We start from the raw sequence: 9,535 nt of genomic DNA on the forward strand, positions 1-9,535 counted from the left end.
TTTATGCGGCCTTCACGTACTATTTTAATTATGCAACTGTCAAACTCCCGAGAAATAATAAGACGGGAAAAGAAACATATGGCGTAGGAGTTAGCTCCAATATCACGCGGGCAGGTTTCCGCGCGATGTTCAGCGCGGTCAACAGACTGGAAGAACAAGAATAGAAATAGGGGAAACGGGCTGGAATCATGGATTCCTGCCCGTTTCCATTTTAAAGACTTGCCCATATTGATGGACATCAGATCGGAATTTCAGTATAATAAAGAAAAATACAGGAAAAGGAGCAAAAACATGAGTAAAGCAGCTTTAGTGATCATGGCAGCAGGAATCGGAAGCCGATTTGGAGGCGGAATCAAGCAGTTGGAGCCAGTTGGGCCAAACGGAGAAATCATTATGGACTATTCCATAAAAGATGCCATGGAAGCGGGATTTGACAAAGTTGTATTCGTGATCCGAAAAGATTTGGAAAAAGACTTTAAAGAAGTAATAGGAGACCGAATCGAAAAACAGGTTCATGTAGAATACGCATTTCAGGAGCTTGATGATATCCCGGAAAAATACAGAGAAAAATTCGCCGGCAGAACAAAACCGTGGGGAACCGGACAGGCAATCCTGAGCTGTAAAGGAAAGGTAAAAGAGCCGTTTCTTGTGATCAACGCAGACGATTACTACGGAAAAGAAGCGTATCGTGAGGCTTATCGCTATTTGAACGAAGAGAAAAAGGAAAGCGAAAAAGAACAGATCTGCATGGTAGGGTTTGTCCTGGAAAACACGTTAAGTGAGAATGGCGGAGTTACAAGAGGCGTCTGCAAAGTGAATGATGATGGAATGCTGACAGAGATTGTGGAAACACACAATATTGTCCGGAAAGGACAGGCAGCAGTGGCAATGTCTGAAAAGGGAGAAGAAGAGATCAGCCTGAATGCTAAAGTGTCTATGAACATGTGGGGACTTCAGCCGGAATTTTTTGACATTCTCGAGGAAGGGTTCTCAGAATTTCTTGAGAAAACCGATAAGGAAGATTTGAAAGCAGAATATTTGCTTCCGACGATCATCGGAGATCTTCTGAAGGAAGAAAAGGCTCAGGTAAAGGTACTCCATTCAAAAGACAAATGGTTTGGGGTAACTTACAAAGAAGATAAAGAAGGCGTTGTACGTGCGATCAGAGAATTGATCGACCAAGGTGTTTATTCTATATAAGAAGGTGTGGGAATGAGAAAAAAGTGGAAATGTACAGCTGCCATTATGCTGGCAGCAGCAGTATTTTGTACGGGTGTTCCGGTATCCGCAGCGCAGGATGCAGGAGCTGTTGAGGCAGAAGAAAATACAGACGGAGATTCCGGAGATACAAACGAGGGGACAATCGAGGAAACTCCGTCTGCCGAAGAATGTGACCTTTCTTATCGTGTCCATGTGCAGACATACGGTTGGCAGGATTGGAAAACGGACGGTGAGACAGCCGGAACAAACGGAGAATCCAAACGTCTGGAAGCGATCCAGATCAATCTGGAAAATCAGCCGTATGAAGGTGGCATTGAATATCGTGTCCATGTGCAGACACATGGCTGGCAGGATTGGAAAGCAGACGGCGAGACGGCCGGAACAAGCGGAGAATCCAAACGTCTGGAGGCGATTCAGATTCGTCTGACTGGGGAAATGGCAGAACATTATGACGTCTATTATCGGGTTCACATCCAAAGTTACGGATGGCTCCCGTATGTGCAGAACGGTGCGTACGCAGGAAGCGAAGGGTTTTCCCGGCGTCTGGAAGCTCTGGAACTCAGACTGGTAGAAAAAAATTCACAGGAAAGTATAGAGACAGGGCAGGGTTATCTCAAAAATGTGCTGTATTATTCCGGCCATGTACAGAATATCGGTGACATTGCGGAAGTACAAGGAGGAAATATCCTTGGGGTTATTGGGCAGGAGAAGCGTCTGGAGGCATTTTCGATGTGCCTGAAAGGAATGGAAGGATATTCTGAAGGAAGTATCGAATATACTGCCCACGTCCAGGGGGATGGCTGGCAGGATTGGAAAAGCGATGGAGAGAGAGCCGGAACAAATGGAGAAGGAAAACGAATCGAGGCGGTCAAAATATGCCTGAAGGGTCAAATTGCAGAACTCTATGACATTTACTATCGCGCACATATCCAGAATTTTGGCTGGCTCGACTGGGCGAAAAACGGTGAGATTGCAGGGACAACGGCCTACTCCTACCGAATGGAAGCCATGCAGGTGCAGCTAGTACCGAAGGGACAGGCGGCTCCGGGATCGTGCGCTGTTCCATATTTGAAAAAATACAGCAATGCACAACTTACTTACTCCGGCCATGTTCAGGGAATCGGCGATGTAGCAGCGGTGTCAGGCGGACAGACACTTGGGACAGTAGGAAAATCCAAACGCCTGGAGGCGTTCCAGATTAGCCTGGATGATTCCGGAGAAGGTCTTCCTAAGGGTACAGTGCAGTATCAGGCTCATGTTCAGGATATCGGCTGGCAGAGCTGGAAAAACGAGGGAGAACTTGCCGGCACACAGAATCAAAGCAAGAGGATTGAGGCAATCGCAGTCCGTCTGAGTGGCGAGATCAGTTCTTATTATGACATCTATTATCGTGTTCAGGCAGAAGATTTCGGATGGCTTGGATGGGCAAAAAATGGAGAGAAAGCCGGGACAACATCACTGTCTCTCCGTGTGGAAGCCATACAGGTCGTCCTTGTAGGAAAATATGACGACAAAAAGGCCTTTCAGACAGGGCAGGCATTTTACGATACATATCGGTACCAAAATCCGCCTCAGTACCTTCAGATCCGGCATGTTCAGAAAACACTGACCGGAGGCGATTACAATCTGAGCAGTGGATATATGGGATTGAAAGTGTGGTATGTGCAGCAGAAGCTGGGGCTTTCCGGAAGACGGGCTATCATGGACAGTACGACTATAAATGCGGTAAAACAGTTCCAAAAAAGCCATGGTCTCACGGCAAACGGGGTGGTAGACCTTGCCACATGGAAGGCAATGGGATACAGTGAGTCGGCATGGAAGAATCTGGGAGCATACGCAAGTCCGCTGAAAACAAATCCTGCAAGTACAAGGCAGGACTGTATCGAAGCGATGATCAGCACAGCGTATGAATATCTTGGGAACCCTTACATTATCGGGGCATCTGGGGATCCTAATCACGGACTGGACTGCAGCGGACTAGTCATGCAGGCGCTCTATGCATCTGGAATCGATCCTGCTCCGGTAAGCCCCATCCGTCATTCGCAGCCAGGTTATGAATACGAGTGCAGGAATCTCTGGGCTTTGCCGATGAAACATGTCGCTTACAGCGAAAGACAGCGAGGAGATCTCATCTTTTACAAGAATTCATCAGGAACGATCATCCATGTGGCGATCTATCTTGGAAATGATCAGGTAATAGAATCTTGGCCGGATAAAGTGGTAGTGTGGCCGGTAAAGAATTCGCATCGATCCTTGATTGCCGGCGTTGCAAGGCCATTTGTGTAAGCGAGGAATGTGAGAGATGAGGGGAAAGAAAACAGCGGTAGTTGTTCTGACAGCAGCGCTTTTCTTTACACAGATACCGATCGTATATGCGGCAGACGATACTTTTGTCGGTACGGATCGACTGAAAGAAACGCAAGTGCCAGAACAGGAAATCGACCAGTCCGGAGATTTGGGAAATTTACCGAAGGAAGAAAATCCTGTAGATACAGAAGAAAATCCTGTGGATACAGAAGAAAATACAGGGGAAGAGACGGGGGGAGAATGGAACACTGAGACAGGGGAAGAATCGAATACTGAGACAGAGGAAACAAAAGAAGAGACCGAAGAAGATCTAGAAGAGATAGAAGAAATTCCGAATCAGAAGGTATTTCTTCAGTATGAAGTCCAACTCCCTAACCAGGAGATATCGCAGGCAGCCGATGGAGAGGCGGCCGGAAGTATCGGACAAGGGCAGGGCATTCAAGGAATCTCTTTGAAACTTGGGACAGAAAGTGATCCAAATGCCCTCTCCGGCGAGATCCGTTATCGGGTATACAGCGAGACAGGCGGCTGGCAAGAGTGGAAAACAAATGGGGAGTACGCCGGAAAAAATGAGAACGATGCTTTTGTGCAGGCCTTTCAGGCAGAACTCACAGGGGATCTTGCACAGATATACGATCTGTATTATTCCGTTCATGTGCAGCAGGGCGGTTGGCTTGGATACGCAAAAAATGGGCAGCAAGCCGGGACAGAGGGATTCTCGTATCGGATGGAAGCTATCCGCATCGTGCTTGCAGAAAAGAGTGATGAACCGCCAGGGGAAAATCAAGGATATTATGTTCAGGCTTATCCGGGAAATGTGTTGTCCGCGCAGGCCCATGTCCAGACTTATGGGAACCAGCAGGCAGTGGGCGAAGGAGAACTCATCGGAACAGAAGGGCAGAGCAAACGGATAGAAGGGCTGTCATTCAAACTGGAGATTCCAGAGGGGCAATTCTACCCCGATGGAGGTATCCGCTATCGGACCCATGTGCAGGGGATCGGATGGCAAGATTGGATGGAAGACGGCACATTATCCGGGACAACGGGACAGTCCCTCCGAATAGAAGCAATTCAGATTGAGCTTACTGGAGAGATTGCAAAATACTACGATGTGTACTATACAGCACATATCCAACAGTTTGGCTGGCTGGGATATGCAAAGAATGGACAGAGTGCAGGGAGTGAAGCGCTTGGATTCCGAATGGAAGCGCTCAAAGTTTTTCTTGTGGAGAAAAGTGGGGAAGCACCCGGGAATAATTCCAGCTATTATGTGAAGGGATGCGCACAGTCCAATCTGAAATATTCCGGTCATGTCCAGAAAAAAGGAAATATCAAAGAAGTGGGAAACAACACAGTGCTTGGCACGGTGGGAGAAGGACTGCGTCTGGAAGGAATAAGGATCCGGATCGACAATGCCTCAGTTGCCGGCGAGAACGGCGGCATACAATATCGAGGTCATGTCCAGAATATTGGCTGGCAAAACTGGGTAAAGGATGGCCAGCTTGCCGGGACAAGCGGGCAAGGACTTCGCATGGAAGCAATCCAGATTCAGCTTACCGGAGTTCTTTCCAAGTATTATGACGTTTATTACCGTGTCCATGTGCAGCAGTTCGGATGGCTTGGATGGGCGAAAAACGGACAGAGTGCCGGGACGACAGGATATGGTTATCGCATGGAGGCGATCCAGATTTTCTTCCAGGCGAAAACTTCGGCTGGACCGGCCAACAGCGGATATTACAAAGAGTATGTTCCGAGGAAAAATTTGAATGTGGAGATTGCATATCAGTATCCGGAATTCCCAAACGGATGCGAGGCGATTTCCCTCTACATGGCACTTCGATACAATGGCTACATGGTATCAAAACAAGATGTATGCTATAAATACATGCCAAGAGGGCCGCTTCACTCTACCAATCCGTATCTGGCGTATATGGGAGATCCAGGATCGCAGACGGGAGGATATGGATGCTGGGCATCTGTAATCTGTACAACGGCGGAAAATTATTTTAAAGCTGCGAATATCACGAGCAGGAAAGCGAAAAATGTGACGGGAAGCTCTCTGGAGCAGCTGTTTTCCTATATTGACCGTGGAATACCGGTAGTAGTCTGGGGGACGCTCGGAATGGATGGGACGACATGGTTCAAAGCCGGAAGCAGCGGCGGTGCGACATACTATTGGGCAAGCAGAGCCCATTGTGTTCTGCTGACAGGGTATGACAAGACGAGGAAAGTCGTCAAAGTAAATGATCCGATCGAAGGAAAAGTGGAGTATAGTTTTTCGAGTTTTGAGAGCTCCTACAATACGATGAACAAAAACGCAATGGTAATCGAATAAAGACGCAGGGTTTTATTTTCCTTCCTGGTGTGCTATAATACAGAACGATAGAGAAAAAATTGGAGGAACGATATGAAAACATACTTGGTAACAGGCGGAGCCGGATTCATTGGTTCCAACTATATTCATTATATGTTCAAAAAATACGGCGACAGCATCCGCATCATCAATGTGGACAAGCTGACTTACGCAGGCAATCTGGAAAATTTGAAAGATGTGGAAGACAGAGAAAACTATACTTTTGTAAAGGCGGATATCTGCGATGCAGATGCCATCAACCGGATTTTTGAGGAGAATGATATCGACCGTGTAGTACATTTTGCAGCGGAGAGCCATGTGGACAGAAGTATCAAGAATCCGGATGTCTTTGTAAAGACAAATGTGCTTGGTACACTGGTCATGCTCAATGCGGCAAAGGCAGCCTGGGAGATCGGAGATAATGTATACAAAGAGGATAAAAAGTTCCTCCACGTATCTACAGATGAAGTGTACGGTTCTTTGGACGAGGACGGCGGATATTTCTATGAGACAACCCCGTACGATCCGCACAGCCCATATTCAGCAAGCAAGGCGTCTTCGGATATGCTTGTCAAATCCTATATGGATACGTACAGATTTCCGGCAAATATCACAAACTGCAGCAACAACTACGGCCCGTACCAGTTTCCGGAAAAACTGATACCGCTCATCATCAACAATGCTCTGCAGGGAAAGAAACTACCGGTATACGGGGATGGAAAAAATGTCCGTGACTGGCTGTATGTGGAAGATCACGCAAAAGGAATCGATATGGTGCAGGAAAAGGGAAGACTTTTTGAGACGTACAATATCGGCGGACACAACGAGAAGCAGAATATTGAGATCATCCATATTATCCTTGATACATTAAAGGAGATGCTGCCGGACGGGGATCCGAGAAAAGAGCTTGTAAGCGAAGATCTGATCACTTATGTGGAAGACAGGAAAGGGCATGACAGAAGATATGCCATCGCACCGGACAAGATCAAAGCGGAAATCGGATGGTATCCGGAGACAAAGTTTGAGGACGGTATCCGTCTTACGATCCAGTGGTTCTTTGAACACGAAGACTGGATGAAGAACGTGACGAGCGGCGATTACCAGAAATATTACGAGGATATGTATCAGAACAGATAGAGAAACAGGAGAATAAGAATGAAAGGAATTATTTTGGCAGGCGGTTCCGGCACAAGGCTGTACCCGCTCACGAAAGCAGTATCCAAACAGATGATGCCGGTCTATGACAAACCGATGATCTATTACCCATTGTCCACGCTGATGCTTGCAGGGATCCGTGAAGTTCTGATCATCTCCACACCGAGGGATCTGCCTGGATTTCAGGAACTTCTCGGAACAGGAGAGGATCTGGGGATGAAGTTCTCCTACGCAGTGCAGGAAAAGCCAAACGGTCTTGCAGAAGCGTTTATCATCGGGGAAGAATTCATTGGAAACGATCATGTAGCACTCGTTCTTGGGGACAATATTTTTTACGGACAGAGTTTTTCCAGAGTATTATTAAATGCGGCAAAGATGGAAAGAGGGGCGACGATCTTTGGATATTATGTGCGTGATCCAAGAGAATATGGCGTCGTGGAGTTTGATGAGAACGGAAAAGCACTTTCCATCGAAGAGAAACCGGAACATCCGAAGTCTAACTATGCAGTACCGGGACTTTACTTTTATGACAATGATGTGGTACAGATTGCAAAGAATGTGAAACCGTCCGCGAGAGGCGAGCTGGAGATCACAAGTGTCAACAATGCCTATCTTGAGAGAGGAGATCTCCATGTGGAGACGCTGGGACGTGGATTCGCATGGCTTGACACGGGGAATCATGATGCGCTCCTTGATGCGGCGGATTTCGTGGCGGCATTCCAGAAAAGACAGGGACTTTACATTTCCTGTATCGAGGAGATCGCTTACAAACGAGGATTCATCGATAAAGAGCAGCTTATTAAACTGGCACAGCCACTTTTGAAGACTGCGTACGGACAGTACTTGATCGAGGTGGCAGAAGGGTTAGGAAAATAATAAAGGAGAAGCAAAATGGGAAAGATCAAAGTGACAGAATGTCCTATCAAAGGGCTGAAAGTGATCGAACCGACTGTGTTCGGCGATGACAGAGGCTATTTTATGGAAACATATAATTTCAACGATTATAAAGAGGCGGGCATCGATATGGAATTTGTGCAGGACAATCAGTCCTGCTCCAAAAAAGGAGTCCTTAGAGGTCTTCATTTCCAGATCAACTATCCGCAGGACAAACTGGTGCGTGTGATAAGCGGAGAAGTGTTTGATGTGGCCGTGGATCTCAGAGAAGGATCTGAGACATTTGGACAGTGGTATGGAGTAGTCCTGTCCGCAGAGAACAAAAAACAGTTTTTTATTCCAAAAAATTTCGCACACGGATTCGTCGTTCTTTCCGATGTTGCCGAATTTGCGTATAAATGCACTGATTTCTACCATCCGAACGACGAGGGCGGACTGGCATGGAATGACCCTGATATCGGCGTGGAATGGCCGATACCGGAAGGAATGGAGCTGATTCTTTCAGAAAAAGACCAGAAATGGCCGGGAATCAAAGAGTTCAGAAAATAAGGAAAAGAATCAAAAGGAGACCGGAGTATGAAAGTATTGGTAACAGGCGTCAAAGGACAGCTGGGACATGATGTTGTAAATGAGCTTGTAAAAAGAGGACACACTGCTGTCGGGACGGATGTGGAAGAGATGGATATTACGGACGCAGGGATCGTCCGTAAGGTTATGACGGCTGAAAAGCCGGATGCAGTCATCCACTGCGCTGCTTACACAGCGGTGGATGCTGCGGAGGACAATATTGATCTGTGCCGGAAGATTAATGCGGAAGGGACGGAAAATATCGCCAAAATCGCCAGAGAGATCGATGCAAAAATGCTTTATCTCAGCACAGACTATGTGTTTAACGGAGAAGGAGATCGTCCGTGGGAGCCGGATGACGAAAGAGAGCCGCTTAATGTATACGGTGTCACAAAGTACGAGGGCGAGCTGGCAGTAGAAAAATACGTGGAGAAGTTCTTCACGGTAAGGATTGCATGGGTGTTCGGCGTCAACGGAAAGAATTTCATCAAGACAATGCTCAAACTCGGAGAGACGCATAAAGATATCAATGTCGTAAATGATCAGATCGGATCTCCTACTTATACGTATGATCTTGCCCGTCTTCTTGTGGACATGATCGAGACGGAAAAATACGGAAGATACCATGCGACAAACGAAGGACTCTGCACATGGTATGAATTTGCAGAGGAGATTTTCCGCCAGGCAGGAATGGATGTGAATGTTCATCCGGTTACAAGCGAAGAATTTCCGGCAAAAGCAAAACGTCCTCATAACAGTCGTATGAACAAGGACAAACTTACAGAAAATGGATTTAAACGTCTTCCGGATTGGCAAGATGCGCTGCATCGTTATCTTGACATTATCCGATAAAAAAGGAAAAATGAAGAGGAAATGACCGGAAAATCGGACATTTCCTCTTTCTTTTTAACAAATTATTACGAAAATATTACACGATAAGAAATTTTTAAGATGTAAGAACTTGCGGAAAGATAGGAAATCTTATATAATCCCATCTTTGACAGTTGAAAAGAAAAATGAGTGCCACAATCCATGAAA

At 46.6% G+C, this 9,535-nt stretch carries 8 protein-coding genes; all 8 read left to right on the forward strand.

Annotation, left to right across the window (positions count from 1 at the left end; translation table 11 throughout):
• On the forward strand, positions 1 to 164 hold a 164-nt coding region (locus tag ACLROL_RS11865; protein WP_413067915.1), incomplete at its 5' end, for an alpha-isopropylmalate synthase regulatory domain-containing protein.
• 127 nt (positions 165 to 291) lie between these two features.
• The gene (locus ACLROL_RS11870; protein ID WP_287448399.1) at positions 292 to 1,200 is read left to right on the forward strand and encodes a nucleotidyltransferase family protein; all 909 of its coding nucleotides are present in this window, start codon (positions 292 to 294) and stop codon (positions 1,198 to 1,200) included.
• Between the two features lie 12 nt (positions 1,201 to 1,212).
• Positions 1,213 to 3,507, forward strand: coding sequence for an NlpC/P60 family protein (locus ACLROL_RS11875; RefSeq protein WP_413067911.1), 2,295 nt, complete (start codon positions 1,213 to 1,215; stop codon positions 3,505 to 3,507).
• A gap of 16 nt (positions 3,508 to 3,523) precedes the next feature.
• Positions 3,524 to 5,863: a C39 family peptidase gene (locus ACLROL_RS11880; RefSeq protein WP_413067912.1), complete on the forward strand. Its 2,340-nt coding sequence runs from the start codon at positions 3,524 to 3,526 to the stop codon at positions 5,861 to 5,863.
• Positions 5,864 to 5,935: 72 nt separating this feature from the next.
• Complete coding sequence (gene rfbB, locus ACLROL_RS11885) at positions 5,936 to 7,018, forward strand: dTDP-glucose 4,6-dehydratase (RefSeq protein ID WP_087200094.1); 1,083 nt, start codon at positions 5,936 to 5,938, stop codon at positions 7,016 to 7,018.
• Between the two features lie 18 nt (positions 7,019 to 7,036).
• Positions 7,037 to 7,912, forward strand: coding sequence for a glucose-1-phosphate thymidylyltransferase RfbA (gene rfbA / locus ACLROL_RS11890; protein ID WP_413067913.1), 876 nt, complete (start codon positions 7,037 to 7,039; stop codon positions 7,910 to 7,912).
• A 15-nt stretch (positions 7,913 to 7,927) separates the two neighbouring features.
• On the forward strand, positions 7,928 to 8,479 hold the full coding sequence (gene rfbC, locus ACLROL_RS11895; RefSeq protein WP_087200098.1) for a dTDP-4-dehydrorhamnose 3,5-epimerase: 552 nt from the start codon (positions 7,928 to 7,930) through the stop codon (positions 8,477 to 8,479).
• Positions 8,480 to 8,506: 27 nt separating this feature from the next.
• Positions 8,507 to 9,349 carry a dTDP-4-dehydrorhamnose reductase gene (gene rfbD / locus ACLROL_RS11900; protein WP_413067914.1) on the forward strand — a complete coding sequence of 281 codons (843 nt, stop codon included), beginning with the start codon at positions 8,507 to 8,509 and terminating at the stop codon, positions 9,347 to 9,349.
• Positions 9,350 to 9,535 lie beyond the last annotated feature (186 nt).

The organism is Sellimonas sp. (assembly GCF_047234585.1).
GTDB lineage: Bacteria > Bacillota > Clostridia > Lachnospirales > Lachnospiraceae > Sellimonas > Sellimonas caecigallum.

Coding starts and splice junctions, on each gene's coding strand:
- ACLROL_RS11870 (WP_287448399.1), top strand. CDS start 292: ATGAGTAAAGCAGCTTTAGTGATCATGGCAGCAGGAATCGGAAGCCGA.
- ACLROL_RS11875 (WP_413067911.1), top strand. CDS start 1,213: ATGAGAAAAAAGTGGAAATGTACAGCTGCCATTATGCTGGCAGCAGCA.
- ACLROL_RS11880 (WP_413067912.1), top strand. CDS start 3,524: ATGAGGGGAAAGAAAACAGCGGTAGTTGTTCTGACAGCAGCGCTTTTC.
- rfbB (WP_087200094.1), top strand. CDS start 5,936: ATGAAAACATACTTGGTAACAGGCGGAGCCGGATTCATTGGTTCCAAC.
- rfbA (WP_413067913.1), top strand. CDS start 7,037: ATGAAAGGAATTATTTTGGCAGGCGGTTCCGGCACAAGGCTGTACCCG.
- rfbC (WP_087200098.1), top strand. CDS start 7,928: ATGGGAAAGATCAAAGTGACAGAATGTCCTATCAAAGGGCTGAAAGTG.
- rfbD (WP_413067914.1), top strand. CDS start 8,507: ATGAAAGTATTGGTAACAGGCGTCAAAGGACAGCTGGGACATGATGTT.